The organism is Streptococcus lactarius (assembly GCF_016642265.1).
Taxonomy (GTDB): Bacteria; Bacillota; Bacilli; order Lactobacillales; family Streptococcaceae; genus Streptococcus; species Streptococcus lactarius.
Genome location: NZ_MRXX01000004.1, coordinates 16,991 through 37,361, shown reverse-complemented (window position 1 = coordinate 37,361; position 20,371 = coordinate 16,991). Strand labels below are relative to the sequence as shown.

Below are 20,371 nucleotides of genomic sequence, written 5' to 3'. Positions count from 1 at the left end.
CCAAAAACAAGAAGAGGCTGGAACTTTCGTCCCAGCCTCATTTTCTTAATAACCCCAAGCTGACAAGCCTTGTGAGCTATATGCGTTATAAGCTGCCTGAATTTGATCATCAACTGTTGCAGTTGATCCCCAACCTGGCATTGTTTGGAACAAACCACTTGCTCCAGAAGCGTTTGCTGCATTTACTTGACCATTTGATTCACGTGCAATGATAGCTTCCCAAGTAGAAGCGGGAACACCTGTCATTTCAGCCATACGCGCAGCTGCGTATGATCCTTGAGCTCCAGCAGTATTTCCGTTTGAAAGGACGATCCCTCCATTTGATGCCTGAGCAGAAGTGACGCTTGCATTTGCTGCATAAGTTGCTTGATTTTGAGTAGGCTGAGCTGCTTTGTTTTCTGCAGGTTTTGCTTGTTCTTGCGGAGCAACTTTATCAACCATTGATTTAGAACGCTCACCCAATTCAATAACTTGTCCTGCATAGATCAAATCTTCATTGGTAAGGTTGTTAGAAGCAATAATATTTTCAACTGATGTATTATTTTCTAATGCAATTTTTGATAGTGTATCTCCAGACTTAACTTGATAAGTTTCAGCATTCACCGTAGCAATACCAGAAATAAAAAGTGAAGCTGCTGAAAGTAACGAAGTAACTGTCCATTGACGTTTTTTACTAATCATGAATTATATTCTCCTTTCGAATATAATTCTATGATACACACTAAATGTTACAGTTCATTATAAAATATGTTACAAATGTTACAGGAATATGTGAATTTAATGTAAAAACAGCATTATTTAGCGGTTTTTCGTTATTTTTGCACCATTCACAGACTTTCTATCCATTTTTTAGACAAAAAACTAGCAACATCAGAAGCAAGATAACAACAATGGCAAGGGTGTCTTTTATCTTCCATTGTAGGTTTCGATAGCGGGTTCGTCCCTCACCACCTCTGTATCCTCTCGCTTCCATGGCAATTGCAAGTGCATCTGCACGTTTAAAACTAGAGGCGAATAAAGGAATAAGGATAGGAATGAAGGAGCGAATTTTTTTCAAGAGATTTCCCTCTCCAAAATCAACGCCACGCGCCCTTTGGGCATTCATAATTCGGTTAGTATCGTCTACAAGAGTCGGTACAAATCGCAAACTCATTGATAACATTAAACCGATCTCATGCGCTGGAACCTTAATGATTTTAAATGGTGTAAGTATTTTTTCAACAGCATCCGCTAAACTTAATGGAGTAGTCGTCACCGTTAAAACTGTCGAATAAAATATAATTAAGAGAAATCTACAAAAGATAATCGCCGCCTGCATCAAGCCTTGATCTGTCACTCTAAAAAACCACCAATGATACAAAACTGTTCCTTGAGAGGTCGCAAATAGCTGAAATAAAGTAGTAAATGCAATGATAAAAATCATTGACTTTAAACCTTTGACATAAAAAGCAACCGAAATGCGTGTTACATACATTAAACCAAAAACAAATGCAAAAAGAAGGACATTTGTCTGAATGTTATTTGCCCAAAACAAGAGAAATATGAATAAAAACATCGAAAGCAACTTCCCACGAGGGTCCAATTGATGAATAATGGAATTTCCGGGAATATATCTGCCTAAAATCATATTATTCATGAAGCAACATCTCCTTCAATTCCTCAATCTTGATTGGTAGTCTTTCAAATTTCAGGCCTTTTTGTTGCAATTGAAGAGCAAAATTCGTAATTTTTGGGACTCCTAGTTGAATCTTTTGTAAATACTCAACCTCTTGAAACACACTAGAAGGAGAACCCTCTAAAACAAGATTGCCACCTTTCAAAACATATACTGTATCTGCAAAATTAGCAACATCATCCATTGTATGGGTTACAAGCACAATGGTCATCCCATTTTTATGCAGTGTCTCAAATAGTGCCATTAATTCCTTTCTACCTACTGGATCTAGCCCTGCTGTTGGCTCATCTAACACCAAAATTTCAGGTTCTATCGCTAGAATACCAGCGATGGCAACCCGTCTCATCTGACCACCAGATAATTCAAACGGACTTTTGTTATAGATCGCATCATTGAGCCCAACAACTGCTAATTTATCTTTAGCTATTTCCTCAGCTCTTTCTCTGGATACGCCAAAATTTTGTGGTCCAAAGGCTACATCAGCTAAAACTGTCTCTGCAAATAGTTGACTTTCTGGGAATTGAAAGACCAACCCCACTTTTTTCCTCAAGTGCTTCATCTTTTTTTGATCCGATTCTCGGTCCAAAACAAAATCGTCAAATTGAATTTCTCCTTGAGTCGGACAAAGTAATCCATTTAGTAGTTGCAATAAGGTAGACTTCCCACTACCAGTATGTCCTACGAAGGCTGTGTAAGACCCATCCTTTATTTCCAAACTGATATCAGAAAGTGCCTGCCCTTCAAAAGGGCTTCCCTCTTGATAAGTATAATAGACATTCTTTAAAGAAATTCCCATAGTTGGTCTAATAACTCACTTTCTGTTAGATAATCCTGTTTTAGTGGAAAAATCTCACTAAGGGTTTCTTGGAGTTGCTTACTAAAAGGCTTGTCTAATCCAATTTGATTTAGATCGTCCCTTGAAAACAATTCCCTTGGCGTCATAGAAGACTCTAATCTTCCTTTTTTAAACACAAGCGTTCGATCACTTAAGGCGATCTCAGCTAAATCATGGGTAATCGAGATGACTGTTAGCTGGAACTGGCTCTGGAGAGTTCTCACCACTTTCATCAACTCTTCTCTACCTTCTGGGTCCAACATGCTAGTTGCTTCATCTAAAATAATGATCTGAGGCCTTAAGGCAATGATACCTGCGATTGCAACTCGCTGTTTTTGACCACCCGATAAACGTGAAGGTTCTCGATCTTTAAATGCCGACATGCCAACTTGCTCAACAGCTTTCTCTACACGCTGGAGCATTTCTTCACGTGGAATGCCTTGATTTTCTAAACCAAAGGCGACATCATCCTCCACTGTAGCACCAACAAATTGATTGTCAGGATTTTGAAATACAATCCCAATTTTACTGCGGTTTTCCCAAACAGTTTCACGCGTTAATGGTATTCCATCGATGACAATTTCGCCAGACTCAGGTTCTAGTAAACCATCAATTAAGCGTACAATCGTGGATTTACCACTACCATTGTGCCCAACAATTGAAAGCCATTCTCCTTGTTTCACGTGAAACGAAACGGAGTCAATTTGATACTCATCTACAGTTGTATCATATCGAAAAGATACATTTTTCAAGTCAATAATATGTTTCATTTATTTAAATGTGTCTTTAAAGAGATAGCTACTTCCTTTAAAGTAGTCGTAACCAGAATAGATTGTAAAAATCAATGCAATATACAGTAAGACTGTTCCAGGAATCGTCCAATGACAAAGCAAAAAGATAATCGCAAACATTTGACTAAAAGTCTTAATTTTTCCTGGCATTGCAGCAGCAAGCACCGTACCACCTGTCTCTACAAGTAGAAGGCGCAAACCAGTAACAGCCAACTCACGGCAAATGATAACAGCAACAATCCAAGCAGGAACCATTTTTAATTCAATCATCATGATGAAGGCTGACATAACTAATAATTTATCAGCCATTGGATCTGCAAATTTTCCAAAATTACTGACAACCTTCCATTTTCGAGCAAGAAATCCATCAAGGTAATCTGTAATACTGGCAATCGCAAAAATAACTGCTGCAAGAACATGTCCAATATAGGAATGACTAAGACTTAGAATTGTAATAAAAATGGGAATCATTACAACACGGATTAGGGTTAGTGTATTGGGAATATTTTCTTTTTTCATAGTTCCTCCAAAAATATAGTAGCTTTACATCTATTTTACAGATATTGTAAACTCATAAAAATATACGATATAAATCACAAATCCAATTATAGCAAGACTAGCAAGTACATAGTAAAGAATTGGCAACCATGACTTCTTTTGTCTTTGCAACCTTGAATGTAAGTCTTCATCATTGACAAGGACTTCTTCGTCAAACAATAACTCTTTTCCTTCACGAAAAGCCGTCAACAAGATTTTTTCATCTAATCCTAGCGCCCATGCTAATTTTTTTAAATAGATCTGAGCGTAAAATGGACTAGGTAAAAGATCAAAATCATCATTTTCTAATGCTTCTATATAAGGAATTTCAATGGCTGTTTTCTGTGCCAAGTCTTGTAAACTAATTTGTAAATTGACTCTTGACAGTTGTAACACTTGACCAATTGTTCTTTTCTTCATGTTTTCCCTTCTTGACTGATTGTTTACTACTTTGAAAAAATCATATAGTCAATCATTTCGGCCTGATCAATGAATTGATGTCCTAATCTAATGATATCCTGTAAACTAATACTTTGCAAAATCTTTGGAAGATCATATGAAGTACTACCATCAGAAAAATACTCGAACTGAGTAGCACTGTACTCCAGTGAATTTAGACCTTGTAAAAAATCACCAAACATTTCGCTTTTAATCGTATCTAAATGTTCTTGATTGACATCTGGATCTTTTTCAAATTGTCGAATAGATTTTCTAAATTGATGAGACACAGATACCGGTTCCTGGGTATCCATTGTCAATATAACGAAATGAAATAGCTCTTCGACTTCTACCTCAAGTGTCAAGGAGTTGTCAATCTTTCCTGCTTCATACAAACTTTGAAAACGTTGCGAGGTCCATCCAAACATCATAGAGAACAACAATTTCAGCATCAACTTATAACGAAACGTTTCTTCTTTTTGAATAAGATCATTTCCTCGGATTGCGATGGCCAACTTAGGAATGGCAACATTCATTCTAGAAGATTGATTTAATACCACTTCATTTTTTTCTACAGGGATTCGCTCCAATTTGATTGACCGACGAGGAGTCTCCTTCTCATAGTCTTTCAAAACTTGACACACAGAATCAACATCAAAATTTCCAATCACTAATAGGTGCATTTGAGACGGATGATAAAACAGATCGAAGTTCTCATGCAAATTCTCAGTTGTAATGTTTGCAATTGACTCTTTTGTTCCAGCAATATCGTCAGCTAAAGAGGTAGCTGGATATAACTGCTCCAAAGCTCCAAAAAACAATTGATAATCTGGACTATCCTGATACATCCCTATCTCTTGTTGGATGATTTCTCTCTCTTTGCTAATCGTTTTCTCTGTAAAAGAAGCTTTTGAAACCATCTCTAATAAGAGCTGGATATTTTCTGTTACTTTTGAAGTTGTTGAAAAAAGATAACTAGTCTTTGTAAAGCTTGTAAAGGCATTGCTTTCGGAGCCTAATTGAACGAATCTTTTTAGAAAATCCTGGCCTTTTTCATCTTCAAATAATTTATGTTCCAGAAAATGCGCAATTCCTGCGGGGTATTTTTTTTCAACTCCATTTACTAAAATACGAGTGTCAACTGAACCAAACTTTGCTGTAATGATACCGTAGGTTTCGTAGTAATCCTCTTTTGGAATTAAATGGACTGTCAAGCCGTTTGACAATTTTGTAAAGCAAACTCTTTCACCCACCGCTTCATAATATTTTTCTTTAATCTTCAATCTTTACACTACTTTCCTTCCATGAAATAAACAGACTGTAAATTAATTGTTTTTGCCGTTTTGATAATGTCTTCTTTTGTAACTTTGTCAATCGCTTTTAGCCATTCTTCTAGAGGGAGTAATTTTGTTTCTAAAGTCGTTTTCAAATACGCCCTTTCAATCAAGGTATTTTGACGATCTTGTGCCAATAAAGTCGTATTGACCAACATCTCTTTTGTTAACTGCAATTCCGATTCTGTAAACTTACCTCGTTTTAAATCGTTAAACTGCCTCATAATCAAGGTCATGACTTTGGTCCGATATTCTTTATCAATGCCTGCAAAAACCCTCATAAAACCGGTAAAAATATCAAAATGGCTAGAAATGGTATAAGCGAGTCCTTCTTTCTCGCGGATGGTTTGAAAGAGTCTCGAATGAGAGAAGGCTCCTAGCAAGCCATTTAAGACAACTAATGGGATATGAAGAGGATCTCCATACTGGATTGAAAGATGATACCCCAATTCTAAAATAGATTGTTGCTGTTGTTTTTGTTCTAACTTTTCTCTAACGACATTTGAAAATGGTTGTTGATAGTTAATAGATAAGTGCTTCTCACGTGGTTCAAATTCAAATTTGTTTACTCGATCAACAATAGCAACTTCATTAAATTCCCCAATGAAAAAGAAATCAATCGTATCTGAAGTTAGCATCTGGTGAAAGTAAGAAAGCGAACTTTGAGCTGTTTCTTGTTTCACTAACTCAACTTTACCCAATCTTGACATTCCAATTGTTTCATCTTCAAAAAAAAGTTGATTCAATTGTCCGTGAGCATAATAATAAGGCTCTTCAATTTCAGACTCCAGATCCGAAATCGTATTTTTCTTTTCCACTTCAAACGTCTCACTATCAAAGCGATCCTCATTTGTCAAAGGTGAAAACAAAATTGTTTCTAAAATATCTAAGATTTCATCAATTAACACATTTTTCTTGCTCAAAAAAGCGTCGCGCACAAAGGAAATATTCAGATCAACATAATGAACATGACCTCTTTTTGATACAGAAGTTGACAATTCTACTCCATACAAACTTGCTAATTTTTCACGAAACAACTGCGAGGTTGGGTATTTTTTGTTCGCAGTTTCCATCATACAAGCTACTAAAACTCTTGCAGCTACTGTATTTTCATCTAATGGTGCTGAAAAACGGACCTTAATTTTGTTGGTCTTAAATTTTTTTGATTGAAGAAAGTGAAGATTCACACCCTTTACTAATTCCATTTTCATCCTCGTTCTACTCAATAGTAACTTTCATTATAACACGAAATCCTACTAAAATCCTAATTCAAACTGTGAAAATAGTTTGTAAATCTTACCACATTCTCTACCCTAGATATACTTAAAATATGGTATAATAACACGCAAAGAGGTGAACTATGAATTATAAATTATTTGATGACTTTATTACATTACAAGCTATCTTAAAAGAATTCGGTATTATTCAAAGTGGTGGCGCCATTAAAGCATTCCTTCAAGAAAAAGAAGTCTATGTTAACCATGAATTGGAACAACGAAGAGGTCGTAAACTTCGTATGAACGATCAGGTGGACATTCCAGAACTAAACATAACAATTGCCATCCTTCAACCTACTTCAGAAGAAGTTAACGAGCATCTCAAAGAGAAAGAAGAAAAGGAACGTGTTGCAAAACTCGTCAAACAACTCAATCAGAATCAAAAACAAAAGAAACAACCAATAAAACATGATAAAAAAGAACGAGCAATTCGCTTTCCTGGTATCTCATAATGTGGCTGAAACAATTATCTATTCAACATTTTAGGAATTATCAAGAACTTGAAATTGAGTTTCATCCTGGTTTAAATATTTTCTTGGGACAAAATGCACAAGGAAAAACCAATATCCTCGAATCCATTTATTTTCTAGCTTTGACTAGAAGTCATCGTACACGAAATGATAAAGATCTCATCTACTTTGAATCCTCCGATTTCAAAGTTTCTGGTCTTTTACAAAGAGAAACTGGTCCAATTCCCTTAGAAATTTCCTTGACCCCAAAAGGGAGAATAACTAAAGTAAACCATTTAAAGCAGGCCAAACTATCTGACTACATTGGTCATATGAATGTGGTTCTTTTTGCGCCGGAAGATTTGCAATTGATCAAAGGCGCCCCTGTTGGACGACGAAAATTTATGGACATTGAATTGGGACAGATGAAGCCCATATACCTATCTGACCTATCCCAATACCATCATGTTTTAAAACAAAGAAATAGTTATCTAAAAAATTCTGAAACAATTGATGCAACTTTCTTAGATGTCTTAGATTCACAGCTAGCAAGTTTTGGAAGCCGGGTGATTCATCACCGACTTGATTTTCTTCAAAAGTTAGAAGCCAAAGCAAAAGAGAAACACGCTCGCCTATCTAATTGTAAAGAAGATCTACGGATTCAGTACCTATCCACCATATTTTCTGAAGAAGTGGATGATTTAGAACAGCAGTTTCTCTTTCTCTTAGAAAAAAATCGTCAAAAAGATATTTATAGAAAAACAACGAGTATTGGACCTCATAGAGACGATTTGGTGTTTTTTATCAATGATATGAATGCGAACTTTGGTAGTCAAGGCCAGCATCGAAGTGTTGTTCTTTCTCTAAAATTAGCAGAAATCGAATTGATGGAAGAACTGACAAGAGAAAAACCGATTTTACTACTTGACGATGTTATGAGTGAACTTGACAACGATCGTCAACTTCAGTTGCTAGAAACAATATCAAACAGTATTCAAACATTTATAACAACAACTACCCTAGATCATTTAAAAGATTTGCCTAAGGAATTAAAAATTTTCTCCATTCAATCAGGTCATATTAAAACAGCACCTTGACAAAATTGTCAAGGTGCTGTTAATTTTATTTACAAGTTAGTAAACTTATTGTGCCGAATAGTTTGGAGCTTCATTTGTAATTTGAACGTCGTGAGGGTGACTTTCTTTCAATCCTGCACCACTCATTTCAACAAATTGAGCATTATCATGTAAATCTTGAATGGTTGCCGCACCAACATAGCCCATGCCTGAACGGATACCACCGATCATTTGGAAGACCATATCTGCTACGGAACCTTTATAAGCAACACGTCCTTCAATTCCTTCAGGAACCAATTTATTAGCTTCATTGACAGATCCTTGGAAATAACGATCACTAGACCCTTTCTTCATGGCTGCAATCGATCCCATACCACGATAGGTTTTAAATTTACGACCTTGGAAGATTTCTGTTTCACCTGGTGCTTCATCTGTACCCGCAAGCATGGACCCGAGCATAACCGCATTTCCACCAGCCGCAAGAGCTTTGACAATATCTCCTGAATACTTGATACCACCATCAGCAATGATTGTTTTACCGTATTCACGAGCTACAGCAGCTGCATCATAGATAGCCGTAACTTGAGGAACACCAACACCTGCAACAACACGGGTTGTACAGATAGAACCTGGTCCAATTCCGACTTTAACAACGTCTACCCCTGCATCAAACAAGGCACGCGCACCTTCAGCTGTCGCAATATTTCCTGCAATTAAGGTACGATCTGGGAAGTGAGCACGAATTTCTGCAATCTTACGAAGAACACCTGCAGAATGTCCATGAGCAGTATCGATGACAATAGCATCTGCACCAGCTTCAAAAAGGGCTTCTGCACGTTCAAAGGTATCAGAAGTAACTCCCACAGCTCCAGCCACAAGCAAACGTCCAAATTCATCTTTAGCCGCATTTGGAAACTCAATCACTTTCTCAATATCCTTGATCGTAATCAAGCCAGAAAGACGACCCTCTTCATCTACCAATGGTAATTTTTCAATACGATGTTCTTGTAAAATGCGTTCAGCTGTTTCCAAATCAGTTCCGACTGGTGCAGTCACCAAATTTTCACTTGTCATATGATTTGAAATAGGTTGATTATAATCAGAAATAAAGCGTAAGTCACGATTCGTGAGAATACCAATTAATTTACGATTTTCAAGTGTTTCAACAACAGGAACGCCACTGATCCGGTATCGTCCCATCAACTCATTTGCTTCCGCAATTGTATGAGATGGAGTCAAATAGAATGGATCAATAATAACTCCATTTTCAGAACGTTTTACTTTTCTTACTTCATCTGCCTGTTGCTCAATTGACATATTTTTATGGATCACACCAAGTCCACCAGCACGCGCCATAGCAATTGCCATTTGGCTTTCAGTCACTGTATCCATTGCAGCAGTAATGATTGGGATGTTTAAGTGCAAATTACTTGCTAATTGTGTACTTAAATCTGCATCATTAGGCAATACGTGACTTTCTGCCGGAATCAAAAGCACGTCATCAAATGTAAACCCTTTTTTTAAAAACTTTGTGTCCCAATTAGACATCCGCTGGATCCTCTTTTCTTTTTATTTGAGCAAGGCTCGAATTTTTATTGTTAATATCATACCATTCTATCGCAATTTGTCAATCATTTGTTGGTAAATTATAAAGGAATAAAGGAAAATTGTCTCTATCCAATTTATAAATCCTTAATTTTTGAAATAGGTTATTCCCATCGCAGATTTTACATCATCCAATGTTTGTGCTGCAACACTGCGAGCCCGCTCACAACCTTTTTCAAGAATGGAGTATACTTCCCCCATATCCTTTGCAAACTCAAGGCGTCTTTCTCGAATTGGTCTTAACTCACGATCTAAAATTTCTAAAAGATATCGTTTGGTCTTTACATCACCAAGGCCTCCACGTTGATAGTGTTCTTTCATTTCTGCAATTTCATCTGCATCTTCCGGACGACCAAATACATCCAAATAATGAAATACCATGTTCCCTTCGATCTTTCCTGGATCCTCAACTTTGATGTGATCCGGATCGGTATACATGCTCATCACTTTTTTCTTCAAGGTATCCGCATCATCAGCTAGGTAGATACCGTTATTTAAGGATTTAGACATTTTAGCATTTCCATCTAAACCAGGTAAGCGTCCTGCTGCTTCATTTTCGGGATAAATTCCTTCAGGTTCCACCAAAGTATCTGTATTGTATGCATGATTAAAGGAACGTACAATCTCACGGGTCTGCTCAATCATTGGCTTTTGGTCATTTCCTACTGGAACAAAGTTGGCTTTAAAAGCAGTAATATCGGCTGCTTGCGAAATAGGGTATACCAAAAATCCTGTAGGAATACTTTCACCAAAACCTTTTTGAGAGATTTCAGTCTTTACAGTTGGATTTCTTTCAAGTCGCGCCAAAGATACAAGATTCATGTAATACATGGTCAATTCTGCTAATTCAGAAATCTGACTTTGAATGAAAATCGTAACCTTTTCAGGATCTAGGCCAGCAGCAAGATAGTCCAAAGCGACATTGCCAATAGATTCTACTATGGTTTTTGGATCTTTTGCATGATCTGTCAAAGCTTGCTGGTCTGCTAAGAAAACAAACATATTATACTCGTCTTTATTTTGTAGCAAAACGCGATTTTTTAAAGAGCCAACATAGTGGCCAATGTGAAGTTTCCCTGTTGGTCTATCTCCTGTCAAAATAATGGGTTTCGTCATACTCTTCTCCTTAATCGTTATCCCTTCCATTATAGCACTTTCTAGTTAAAAATGTTAGTCTATCCTATCTGTCTTTTATCAATCTTATCTTTACAAATGTGTAAACTCATTTTACATCTTTGTAAAGATAAGATTGACACTATAAAAGATTGATTTTTCCCCTATTTTCTAGTAAAATGAAGACATTATAGAAAGAGGAGAATATCATTGCTTACAGTATCAGACGTCTCACTACGTTTTAGTGATCGAAAATTGTTTGACGATGTCAATATTAACTTTACAGAGGGAAATACATATGGTCTTATCGGTGCCAACGGTGCTGGAAAATCAACCTTTTTAAAAATTTTAGCTGGAGATATTGAACCAACAACAGGTCATATTTCTCTCGGTCCTGATGAACGTTTGTCCGTTTTGCGTCAAAATCACTTTGACTATGAAGACGAACGGGTCATCGATGTTGTCATTATGGGAAATGAAAAGCTCTACAACATTATGAAAGAGAAAGATGCTATCTACATGAAAGAAGATTTTTCTGATGAAGACGGCGTCCGTGCAGCTGAACTTGAAGGTGAATTTGCCGAACTCGGTGGATGGGAAGCAGAAAGTGAAGCATCTCAATTGCTTCAAAATCTAAATATTTCAGAAGACCTTCATTATCAAACCATGAGCGAGTTAGCTAACGGGGATAAAGTGAAAGTTCTCCTAGCTAAAGCACTTTTTGGTAAACCAGATGTCCTTCTTTTAGACGAACCAACCAACGGTCTCGATATTCAATCCATTACCTGGTTAGAAGATTTTCTAATTGATTTTGAAAATACGGTTATCGTTGTATCCCATGACCGCCACTTTTTGAACAAAGTCTGCACCCATATGGCAGATCTCGACTTTGGGAAAATTAAACTTTACGTCGGAAACTATGATTTCTGGAAAGAATCTTCTGAACTTGCAGCAAAATTACAAGCAGATAGAAACGCAAAAGCTGAAGAAAAAATTAAACAATTGCAAGAGTTTGTCGCTCGATTCTCAGCCAACGCTTCAAAATCAAAACAAGCAACATCCCGTAAAAAAATGCTTGACAAGATTGAGTTAGAAGAAATTGTTCCATCTAGCCGAAAGTACCCATTTATCAACTTTAAGGCTGAACGAGAAATCGGTAACGATCTCTTGACAGTAGAAAATCTTTCTGTCAAGATCGATGGAGAAACCATCCTTGACAATATCAGCTTTATCTTACGTCCTGGTGATAAAACCGCTCTTATCGGACAAAACGATATTCAAACAACCGCTTTGATCCGTGCATTGATGGATGATATTGAGTATGAAGGAACTGTCAAGTGGGGAGTTACAACTAGTCGATCTTATCTACCAAAAGACAACAGCCGAGATTTTGCAGGTGGAGAAACTATTCTTGATTGGCTTCGTCAATTTGCAAGTAAAGAAGAAGATGACAATACTTTCCTTCGTGGTTTCTTAGGACGCATGCTCTTTTCTGGTGACGAAGTTAACAAGTCTGTCAACGTCTTGTCAGGTGGAGAAAAAGTTCGTGTCATATTATCTAAATTGATGCTCCTAAAGTCAAACGTCCTTGTACTGGATGATCCAACCAATCACTTGGATTTGGAGTCTATTTCAAGTTTGAATGACGGATTGAAGAATTTTAAAGAATCGATTATTTTTGCCAGCCATGACCACGAATTCATTCAAACACTCGCCAACCATATTATCGTTCTTTCAAAAAACGGCGTGATCGATCGCATTGATGAAACCTATGATGAGTTTCTTGAAAATGAAGAAGTTCAAGCAAAAGTGAAAGAACTTTGGAATTAATCATGAAAATTAAGAGTCCTGAAATCCGTATTTCAGGCTCTTTCAGTAGAAATATATGAACAAAACAAAGCTAAAAACATCCCTTTTTTTGATATCTTCCTTTCTGATTCCAGTGATCATAATGTTCTTTATTTACCTCTCACAAGGAATTTACTGGAACAGTGAGACATCCCCATTATTAGGAGATGGTTATCATCAGTATGTCATTTTTGATACCACACTTCGAAATATTTTACATGGAACAGATAGCCTATTTTACAGTTTTCAAAGTGGATTAGGCCTTAATTTCTATGCACTCAGTAGCTATTATCTAGGAAGTTTCTTTTCCCCTCTTGTCTACTTCTTTAATGCACAATCCATGCCGGATGCTGTTTACCTCATCACACTTTTGAAATTTGGAGCAATTGGTCTTAGTACATACATCAGTATACACGGGATGTTTTCTAAAATCCCTAGAACCCTGGTTCTTACCCTTTCAACATCATTTGCTCTGATGAGTTTTGCCATCAGCCAAATTGAAATTAAAACTTGGTTAGACGTATTTATTCTAGCACCACTAATTGTTTATGGGTTCAAGAAACTAATTTACAATGAGGGAGAGATTCTCTACTTTATCAGTTTAACCTGTTTGTTTATCCAAAATTATTATTTTGGATTTATGATGTCCACTTTTCTCATATTATGGTACTTGACACAACTGTCATGGAATATCAAAGAAATTGGAAAGCGTTTTTTCCATTTTGTGATTGTATCTCTTCTATCGGTTATAACAAGTCTAGTAATGTTATATCCTACCTTCTTAGATTTACGTACTCATGGAGAAAGTTTTTCAAAGGTTGACAGTATCTTTACAGAAAAAAGCTGGTATCTCGACGTATTTGCCAAAAATTTCGTAGGTAGTTTTGATACGACTAAATATGGATCTATTCCGATGATCTATGTAGGATTGTTTCCATTGTTACTAGCGATCACTTTTTTCTTTGTAAAATCAATCAAGTTTCACGTGAAACTCTGCTATTTTTTACTTCTAACAATTCTCATTTTCAGTTTCCGTTTACAACTATTAGACCTTCTTTGGCAAGGTATGCACGCGCCAAATATGTTTCTCCATCGATACGCCTGGATTTTTTCTTTGACGATTATTCTAATGGCAGGAGAAGTTCTAAATCGAATCGAGGAGATCACTTGGGGTCGCTTTAGTATTGCTAGCTTCATACTCTTCTTAGGATTTGGAGGAACACTTTTTTTCAGTCATCACTATAAATTTTTAGATTCTATCAATTTCGTTGTTACTTTTGAATTTTTACTGGTTTTCTTTTTACTCTCTCTTGCCTTTATTTTTAAAAAAATACCCCCAAGATTATTCTACTTTTCCATTCTTTTCCTTTCTCTATTTGAACTATCTGTAAATAGTTATTATCAGATTGAAGGAATTGCAAAAGAATGGGTATTTGCTTCTCGATCATCCTACGAACGCGACTTAAAATCTATTCAAACCTTGGTAAGTGGAAACACAGACTCAAACTATCGGACTGAAATTCTACATCCACAAACTGGCAATGATAGTATGAAGTATGGTTATAATGGCATTTCTCAATTTTCATCTGTTCGAAATACAGATGCTAGTTCAATATTGGATAAACTTGGATTTAAATCTGAAGGAACCAACCTCAACCTTCGATACCAAAATAATTCCATTCTAATGGATAGCCTATTTGGTGTTCGCTATAATTTAAGCCAACAACCTGTTCAAAAATTTGGATTTAAAGAGATTGCCTCTAAAAATGGAATCTCACTCTCAGAAAATGAATACGCTTTGCCAATTGCATTCTTATCAGCTAAGCCTTATAAGAATACATCCTTTACAAATCTGACACTCGATAACCAAACACAATTGATCCATCAACTCACAGGTAAAAAATTTAAATTTTATAAAAAATTAAAATTTCTTTCAAATCACTCAGAAAACTCCACATCTTCCATGCAAACTGCAAAAATAGAGAAAGATAGTCACTTATCTTATGCAAGCATTGAATATGAAGTAACAATTCCTGCCCATAGCCAACTCTATGTTAATGTTCCAAATCTAGAATTTTCAAATGATGATCAAAAAGACATTGAAATCACGTATAATGGGCAGACCCAGCGTTATACTATTGATAATGCCTTTCCATTCTTTTCAATTGGACATTTTGATGCAGAAAAAACGATCACTATTCGTATGAGTTTTCCAGAAAATTCAACCGTTTCTTTTCGTACACCAGAATTTTTTGCGCTGGATCTTGACAAATATACGCAAGCTATCACCACTATTCGTCAGCAAGAAGCTGCTATTCACAAAAAGAAAAATAAAGTAGTGGCAGCTTATAATGCAAATAGAGATACGACCCTTATTTTCTCACTTCCATATGATAAAGGTTGGTCAGCTAAGCAAAATGGAAAACCTATTCAAATTCATCGCATCCAGAAAGGATTGATGGGAGTGGATGTTTCAAAAGGAACCGGAACAGTCACCTTAACATTTGTTCCCCAAGGCTTCATTGAAGGACTTACTGCCTTTTTCACTGGAATTGTTCTCTTCTTTCTTTACGAATGGAGACAAAATCATAAAGAGAAAAAAGTTGAAAACTATTCACTCCATTCAGTAACAAATAAAAAGCTAGGATGATGGTTATCCTAGTTTTTTTAGAAACAAAAAAACACCCAAATGGGTGTCGTGTTAGCTCCGCCAGTAGGACTCGAACCTACGACATCATGATTAACAGTCATGCGCTACTACCAACTGAGCTATGGCGGAATGAGATATAGTCCGTACGGGATTCGAACCCGTGTTACCGCCGTGAAAAGGCGGTGTCTTAACCCCTTGACCAACGGACCATATATTCATTAACAGAACATATCCCATTATATCAGAAATTAGCACTTTGTCAAGCATTATATTCTAAATTTTGCTCTTCAATTAATTTTTTAACGCGCTTGATATTGCTTCTTGAAATAGGGCAAGAATATCCTTCTTTTAAGAGAAGTTGCTTATTTTTCTTATCCATTCCAATAATCATACTTCTATTTACAATAAAAGATTGATGAGGGCTAAAATATCTATCTTCTTCATCCTTATTTAAAACATCGGATAAGCTTCCCGCAATTTCTTTTTGAAAATTTTTTCCAACTAAATTCAATTTATAAGCAGTTCCAATCGTCTCAATATAAAGAATATCTTTGAACGGAATTTTAATTTTTTTATCCCTAAAGTCATACTCAAAATAATCCGTCAAGTCATCATTTTTAATCTGGATGGTTGTCAAATATTCAATACAACCTTGTAACTTAGATTTAAATAAATCTTCATTCAAATTTTTATCAATAAAGTCCAAAGCAGATACTTTGTAACGGTAAGTAATAGAGGCAAATTCAGATTTTGTAGTAATGAATACAATAATTGCATAAGGATTTGCTTCCCGTATTTTTTGAGCAATTTCGAGCCCACAATACTCATTGTCTTGAATATGAATATCTAAAAAATATAATTGGTGGAGATCAGAATGTTGTATATATTCTTCAAACTCAGATAGCTTACCTGTAGAAATCATTTCAATCGTTAAATCCAATTCGTTAGCAATTGTTGCAATATGTTTTTCAACACGTAGCTGTTGTTGTAGTTCATCTTCTAGTAAAAAAATCTTCATTCTTTTTCATACCCTCCAATCTTCAATACTTGTAAAAACCAATTACCTTGCAATTCTGTTTCCAAAAACATATTTCCATAGTTGGCTAATATTTTCCTCACATTATCTAAGCCTAATCCTCTATTTTCTCCCTTTGTTGAATACCCCTCCTCATATATTTTTCTGACATCAAAAGTTATTTCATTCGTTGTATTATGAATCACCAAATAAACCATTTTTGAAATAGAAAAAATAGCAATACGAACCTTCTTTTCCTCCGCTTCTTTTGAAGCTTCTAAAGCATTCGTTACTAGAATGCCAACAATTCTGACAATATCTAATAAGTCAACTGGTAGTTGCTCAATGGATTCACTCGTTTCAAAAGTCATTTCTACACCAGCATCTCTGGCATCTAACCAACCCCGAATTAGAATACTTCGCAAGGCAGAATCTTTTATATTCACCAAGTTAAAGCCTGATAATTTTTCGGTATTGATCTCTCTATAACTTTTTTCTAATACTTCTCTATAAATTCTTTGAATTTCTGGAATATTTCCTTCTTGAATAGCTAGTGACATAGAAATCACTATGTTCCCTAAATCATGACGAACCCCTCTGACAGTAGAATAAAGACTTTGAATTTCAGCCATATAACGACTCATTTGTTGCTCGGAAAATTCTTTGTATTCCAGTTCTAAATTTTTACGATATTGATCTCTCTCAATCTTCATATGAAACAAACTGACTACAAATGAGAAAAAACAAATCGTCGCTAACATACTCCCAAAATTTTTATATTGTGCTTGTTCACTAATCCATAAGGCAAAATTGATTACCACAAATATAGCAAAATAGACAGAAATCAATAATTTTAAATACTTTTCAAATGCTTCTTCGTAAAAAGGGGTGAAATCAAATTCAAATAAGTCAATTAGCTTCAAAATGATTCCTAAAGAAACCAAACGAATAAACATATTGTAGATAATTGAGTAAGCTTCTACAACAGCATCTCCTAAAACTGAAGAAACGATAATGGTCAAAAAAGTAGCTGTTCCTTCAACTGCTAAATAAGTAAAAAAAGAGTAGAAAATAGAACATAAGCGATTATTTCGATTGGCATAATGATAATAAGGATAGAGATAAACAGGCCACAGTAGCATATTTAAATCTGATAATCGAATACCTGAAAATAAAGTGACATCTAAAAATACGAGAAGACTCTCAAAAAGAAGAACAAAGGTACTAAGCAGAAAGATAAATATAAACCGATGCTCCTGATAGATTTTTTCATCTACCAATGCAAAGGTCAGAACAATAACCCCTCCTAAAAGAAAAGACAAGACTAAAGACTGAAACACACATTCTCTCCCACTCTGTTTTCTATTTTATTATACTTTAGTATTATTATCAATAAAATAAAATATTATATACAAAAAATTATAATATAAACTATCGTAAAATTAAAGGGAATCTAGTAAAATGTAATATTTTTAAACAACTTGTTACATGTTTGAAACTTTTTTGAAATCGTTTTTTGCCACTATATAGGGATTTTTAGTAGATTTTAAACACTATTTTGAGAAATACTTTCATTAATCTTAAAAGATATAAATACTTATAAAAAATAAGATAAAATTGAAAATATATACAATTGTATGCAAAAAAAGAAAAATGAGCAAATGTTGAATAACATTCGTTCATTTTTCCACTTTCCATTTGATCCCAGCAGGATTCGAACCTGCGACCGTTCGCTTAGAAGGCGAATGCTCTATCCAGCTGAGCTATGGGACCAAGCATACTTCATTTTAGCAGAAAAAGGAGGGAGCGTCAAGGTTATTTATGATAAGGACTACCTTGTTGAATCATGAAGGCTCGATAGATTTGCTCCACTAATACCAATTTCATCAACTGATGAGGAAGTGTTAGTTGACCAAAGCTCATTAATAAATTACCTCTTTTTTTTACTTTAGGAGACAAACCAAGACTTCCTCCAATCACAAAGGTAAGATTTGAATACCCTGAAGTCATCATCTGGTCGATCGTTTGACTAAATTTTTCTGAAGGAAATTGTTTACCTTCGATAGCTAATACAATGACATATTCCTTATCTGAAATTTTAGAAAGGATTCGTTTTCCTTCTTTTTCAAGGATCTGTTGATTTTCAAGTTCACTTGCCCGATCAGGAGTTTTTTCATCAATTAATTCAATTTGTTCTACTTTTGCAAACCGTCCTAGTCGCTTTAGATACTCAGCAATTCCATCTTTTAAGTATTTTTCTTTTAGTTTTCCAACGGTTATTAATTTAATTTTCATCCTTCTATTGTAGCATATTTCTAGTCTTCCACAAATAATTCACAGAAACTACAAAGAAAGCTATTCTATAAATACCTGTCTATAGCTGTTATTACACTCATTTCTACAAGTTATCCACATTTTGTGGATAACTTTATTTATTTAAGTTATAATTAAGAAAGTTTTTCTATACTCTAGACAATTTGATAGCCTTAGGAGGAAAATATGAAATCTTCATCCCATTTACTAAAAAAAATTGGGACTTTATCCCTCATTTTTGTAGTCGGTTTTCTTGGTGGGATTCTTGGAACAGTTTTAACATTACAAGTATCTCATTCATCAAATGCAACGACTGAAAGCAAACAAGTACGCTCCACTACTGTAAAGACAGCATATAAAAATACAACCTCAACGAGCCAAGCTGTTGATAAAGTAAAAAATGCAGTGGTATCTGTAATCACCTATGCAGATTCTTCAAATCAAGATTTATTTACAAATGATGAACATTCAGATTCTCAAATCTCCAGTGAAGGATCGGGAGTGATTTATAAAAAAGATGGAAAATATGCCTATCTTGTGACCAATACCCATGTTATTAGTGGTGCTAAAAAAGTAGATATCTTATTAGCGGATGGCAATAAAGTTCCTGGAGAAGTTGTTGGTTCCGATGTCTATTCTGATATTGCTGTTGTCAGAATTAGTGCAGATAAAGCCAAAGATGTCGCTGAATTTGGGGATTCAAACCAGTTAACTGTTGGTGAGACTGCTATAGCTATTGGAAGCCCCCTAGGGACGGATTATGCAAACTCTGTTACCCAAGGAATTATTTCAAGTCAAGGTCGAAATGTTAATTTAAAAGCTGACAATGGACAAAATATCTCTACACGTGCCTTGCAAACAGATGCTGCTATCAATCCAGGTAACTCAGGAGGACCTTTGATCAACATCCAAGGACAGGTCATTGGAATTACCTCAAGCAAAATTTCAACGAATGGACAGACTTCTGTAGAAGGAATGGGATTTGCAATTCCTGCAAACGATGTTGTCAATATTATCAAACAATTGGAAGAAAACGGAAAGGTCGTTCGACCAGCGCTTGGAATCCAAATGATGGACCTTGCAAATCTTTCAACTTCTGATTTGAGTAAATTAAAACTTCCTGAAAAAATCTCCGGAGGAGTCATTGTTCGCTCAACACTTGACAATATGCCTGCATCGGATAAATTGCAACGTTACGATGTCATTACTAAAATTGACGATACAGACATTGAGTCAACTGCAGATTTACAATCTGCTCTCTATTCTCACCAAATTGACGATACCATTAAGGTAACCTTCTATCGAGATGGAAAACAAGAGACAACTACTATTAAGTTGACAAAATCAACAGAAGATTTAGAAAAATAAACCTTTTCTTCTTGACATACCTGTAAACACACCTTTACGAATTTGTA

The 20,371-nt window shown here is 35.5% G+C and carries 18 protein-coding genes and 3 tRNA genes; 5 read left to right on the top strand and 16 right to left on the bottom strand.

Annotated features, from left to right (window positions below; genetic code table 11):
• Positions 1 to 45: 45 nt before the first annotated feature.
• From BTU61_RS03540 to yfmF, 8 genes are all read right to left on the bottom strand, one after another.
• Positions 46 to 681, bottom strand: coding sequence for a LysM peptidoglycan-binding domain-containing protein (locus BTU61_RS03540; protein ID WP_187538513.1), 636 nt, complete (start codon positions 679 to 681; stop codon positions 46 to 48).
• 157 nt (positions 682 to 838) lie between these two features.
• Complete coding sequence (locus BTU61_RS03535; RefSeq protein WP_187538515.1) at positions 839 to 1,636, bottom strand: energy-coupling factor transporter transmembrane component T family protein; 798 nt, start codon at positions 1,634 to 1,636, stop codon at positions 839 to 841.
• Complete coding sequence (locus tag BTU61_RS03530) at positions 1,629 to 2,471, bottom strand: energy-coupling factor transporter ATPase (RefSeq protein WP_200772356.1); 843 nt, start codon at positions 2,469 to 2,471, stop codon at positions 1,629 to 1,631. Before BTU61_RS03530 ends, BTU61_RS03535 begins: the two co-directional genes overlap by 8 nt.
• Entirely contained in the window at positions 2,456 to 3,280 is an 825-nt protein-coding gene (locus tag BTU61_RS03525; protein WP_200772355.1) for an energy-coupling factor ABC transporter ATP-binding protein, read from the bottom strand. The genes BTU61_RS03530 and BTU61_RS03525 overlap by 16 nt, the downstream gene beginning before the upstream one ends.
• On the bottom strand, positions 3,281 to 3,820 hold the full coding sequence (gene pgsA / locus BTU61_RS03520) for a CDP-diacylglycerol--glycerol-3-phosphate 3-phosphatidyltransferase (protein ID WP_200772354.1): 540 nt from the start codon (positions 3,818 to 3,820) through the stop codon (positions 3,281 to 3,283).
• 30 nt (positions 3,821 to 3,850) lie between these two features.
• The gene (locus BTU61_RS03515; protein WP_200772353.1) at positions 3,851 to 4,258 is read right to left on the bottom strand and encodes a helix-turn-helix domain-containing protein; all 408 of its coding nucleotides are present in this window, start codon (positions 4,256 to 4,258) and stop codon (positions 3,851 to 3,853) included.
• Positions 4,259 to 4,284: 26 nt separating this feature from the next.
• A complete protein-coding gene (yfmH, locus tag BTU61_RS03510; protein WP_200772352.1) occupies positions 4,285 to 5,559 on the bottom strand; it encodes an EF-P 5-aminopentanol modification-associated protein YfmH in 1,275 nt (424 codons plus the stop codon).
• An 8-nt stretch (positions 5,560 to 5,567) separates the two neighbouring features.
• The gene (gene yfmF / locus BTU61_RS03505; RefSeq protein WP_200772432.1) at positions 5,568 to 6,815 is read right to left on the bottom strand and encodes an EF-P 5-aminopentanol modification-associated protein YfmF; all 1,248 of its coding nucleotides are present in this window, start codon (positions 6,813 to 6,815) and stop codon (positions 5,568 to 5,570) included.
• A gap of 155 nt (positions 6,816 to 6,970) precedes the next feature.
• Here yfmF and yaaA point away from each other — a divergent pair, with 155 nt between their 5' ends.
• Together yaaA and recF are read left to right on the top strand one after the other, a co-directional pair.
• The gene (yaaA, locus tag BTU61_RS03500) at positions 6,971 to 7,339 is read left to right on the top strand and encodes a S4 domain-containing protein YaaA (protein ID WP_200772351.1); all 369 of its coding nucleotides are present in this window, start codon (positions 6,971 to 6,973) and stop codon (positions 7,337 to 7,339) included.
• A complete protein-coding gene (gene recF / locus BTU61_RS03495) occupies positions 7,339 to 8,433 on the top strand; it encodes a DNA replication/repair protein RecF (RefSeq protein WP_200772350.1) in 1,095 nt (364 codons plus the stop codon). Before yaaA ends, recF begins: the two co-directional genes overlap by 1 nt.
• 45 nt (positions 8,434 to 8,478) lie before the next feature.
• Here the strand turns inward: recF and guaB are convergent, their stop codons facing one another.
• Positions 8,479 to 9,960 (bottom strand): IMP dehydrogenase, encoded by a 1,482-nt coding sequence (guaB, locus tag BTU61_RS03490; protein WP_187538533.1) that lies wholly within the window; start codon positions 9,958 to 9,960, stop codon positions 8,479 to 8,481.
• A gap of 144 nt (positions 9,961 to 10,104) precedes the next feature.
• A complete protein-coding gene (trpS, locus tag BTU61_RS03485; RefSeq protein ID WP_200772349.1) occupies positions 10,105 to 11,133 on the bottom strand; it encodes a tryptophan--tRNA ligase in 1,029 nt (342 codons plus the stop codon).
• Positions 11,134 to 11,340: 207 nt separating this feature from the next.
• On the opposite strand from trpS, the gene BTU61_RS03480 reads away from it, so the two are divergent.
• Positions 11,341 to 12,960: an ATP-binding cassette domain-containing protein gene (locus BTU61_RS03480; RefSeq protein WP_200772348.1), complete on the top strand. Its 1,620-nt coding sequence runs from the start codon at positions 11,341 to 11,343 to the stop codon at positions 12,958 to 12,960.
• Positions 12,961 to 13,015: 55 nt separating this feature from the next.
• Positions 13,016 to 15,628 carry a YfhO family protein gene (locus BTU61_RS03475; RefSeq protein WP_200772347.1) on the top strand — a complete coding sequence of 871 codons (2,613 nt, stop codon included), beginning with the start codon at positions 13,016 to 13,018 and terminating at the stop codon, positions 15,626 to 15,628.
• 55 nt (positions 15,629 to 15,683) lie between these two features.
• On the opposite strand, the gene BTU61_RS03470 is transcribed toward BTU61_RS03475, so the two are convergent.
• The 6 genes from BTU61_RS03470 to rlmH all read right to left on the bottom strand — a co-directional run bounded on the left by BTU61_RS03470 (position 15,684) and on the right by rlmH (position 18,938).
• Positions 15,684 to 15,757, bottom strand: a tRNA-Asn gene (locus BTU61_RS03470).
• A gap of 8 nt (positions 15,758 to 15,765) precedes the next feature.
• Positions 15,766 to 15,837, bottom strand: a tRNA-Glu gene (locus BTU61_RS03465).
• Between the two features lie 50 nt (positions 15,838 to 15,887).
• On the bottom strand, positions 15,888 to 16,646 hold the full coding sequence (locus BTU61_RS03460; protein ID WP_187538542.1) for a response regulator transcription factor: 759 nt from the start codon (positions 16,644 to 16,646) through the stop codon (positions 15,888 to 15,890).
• The gene (locus BTU61_RS03455; RefSeq protein ID WP_200772346.1) at positions 16,643 to 17,983 is read right to left on the bottom strand and encodes a sensor histidine kinase; all 1,341 of its coding nucleotides are present in this window, start codon (positions 17,981 to 17,983) and stop codon (positions 16,643 to 16,645) included. The genes BTU61_RS03460 and BTU61_RS03455 overlap by 4 nt, the downstream gene beginning before the upstream one ends.
• Positions 17,984 to 18,342: 359 nt before the next feature.
• Positions 18,343 to 18,416 (bottom strand) — tRNA-Arg (locus BTU61_RS03450).
• A gap of 42 nt (positions 18,417 to 18,458) precedes the next feature.
• Complete coding sequence (gene rlmH / locus BTU61_RS03445) at positions 18,459 to 18,938, bottom strand: 23S rRNA (pseudouridine(1915)-N(3))-methyltransferase RlmH (protein ID WP_200772345.1); 480 nt, start codon at positions 18,936 to 18,938, stop codon at positions 18,459 to 18,461.
• A 204-nt stretch (positions 18,939 to 19,142) separates the two neighbouring features.
• Between rlmH and htrA the strand changes: the two genes are divergently transcribed.
• Positions 19,143 to 20,324, top strand: coding sequence for a serine protease HtrA (gene htrA / locus BTU61_RS03440; protein WP_200772344.1), 1,182 nt, complete (start codon positions 19,143 to 19,145; stop codon positions 20,322 to 20,324).
• Positions 20,325 to 20,371: the final 47 nt, after the last annotated feature.

Bases quoted from the DNA above. Each gene is read 5' to 3' on its own strand.
- BTU61_RS03530 (WP_200772356.1), bottom strand. From the start codon at position 2,471: ATGGGAATTTCTTTAAAGAATGTCTATTATACTTATCAAGAGGGAAGC.
- BTU61_RS03540 (WP_187538513.1), bottom strand. From the start codon at position 681: ATGATTAGTAAAAAACGTCAATGGACAGTTACTTCGTTACTTTCAGCA.
- BTU61_RS03460 (WP_187538542.1), bottom strand. From the start codon at position 16,646: ATGAAGATTTTTTTACTAGAAGATGAACTACAACAACAGCTACGTGTT.
- yaaA (WP_200772351.1), top strand. From the start codon at position 6,971: ATGAATTATAAATTATTTGATGACTTTATTACATTACAAGCTATCTTA.
- rlmH (WP_200772345.1), bottom strand. From the start codon at position 18,938: ATGAAAATTAAATTAATAACCGTTGGAAAACTAAAAGAAAAATACTTA.
- pgsA (WP_200772354.1), bottom strand. From the start codon at position 3,820: ATGAAAAAAGAAAATATTCCCAATACACTAACCCTAATCCGTGTTGTA.
- trpS (WP_200772349.1), bottom strand. From the start codon at position 11,133: ATGACGAAACCCATTATTTTGACAGGAGATAGACCAACAGGGAAACTT.
- BTU61_RS03535 (WP_187538515.1), bottom strand. From the start codon at position 1,636: ATGAATAATATGATTTTAGGCAGATATATTCCCGGAAATTCCATTATT.
- BTU61_RS03475 (WP_200772347.1), top strand. From the start codon at position 13,016: ATGAACAAAACAAAGCTAAAAACATCCCTTTTTTTGATATCTTCCTTT.
- htrA (WP_200772344.1), top strand. From the start codon at position 19,143: ATGAAATCTTCATCCCATTTACTAAAAAAAATTGGGACTTTATCCCTC.
- BTU61_RS03525 (WP_200772355.1), bottom strand. From the start codon at position 3,280: ATGAAACATATTATTGACTTGAAAAATGTATCTTTTCGATATGATACA.
- yfmF (WP_200772432.1), bottom strand. From the start codon at position 6,815: ATGGAATTAGTAAAGGGTGTGAATCTTCACTTTCTTCAATCAAAAAAA.
- BTU61_RS03515 (WP_200772353.1), bottom strand. From the start codon at position 4,258: ATGAAGAAAAGAACAATTGGTCAAGTGTTACAACTGTCAAGAGTCAAT.
- recF (WP_200772350.1), top strand. From the start codon at position 7,339: ATGTGGCTGAAACAATTATCTATTCAACATTTTAGGAATTATCAAGAA.
- guaB (WP_187538533.1), bottom strand. From the start codon at position 9,960: ATGTCTAATTGGGACACAAAGTTTTTAAAAAAAGGGTTTACATTTGAT.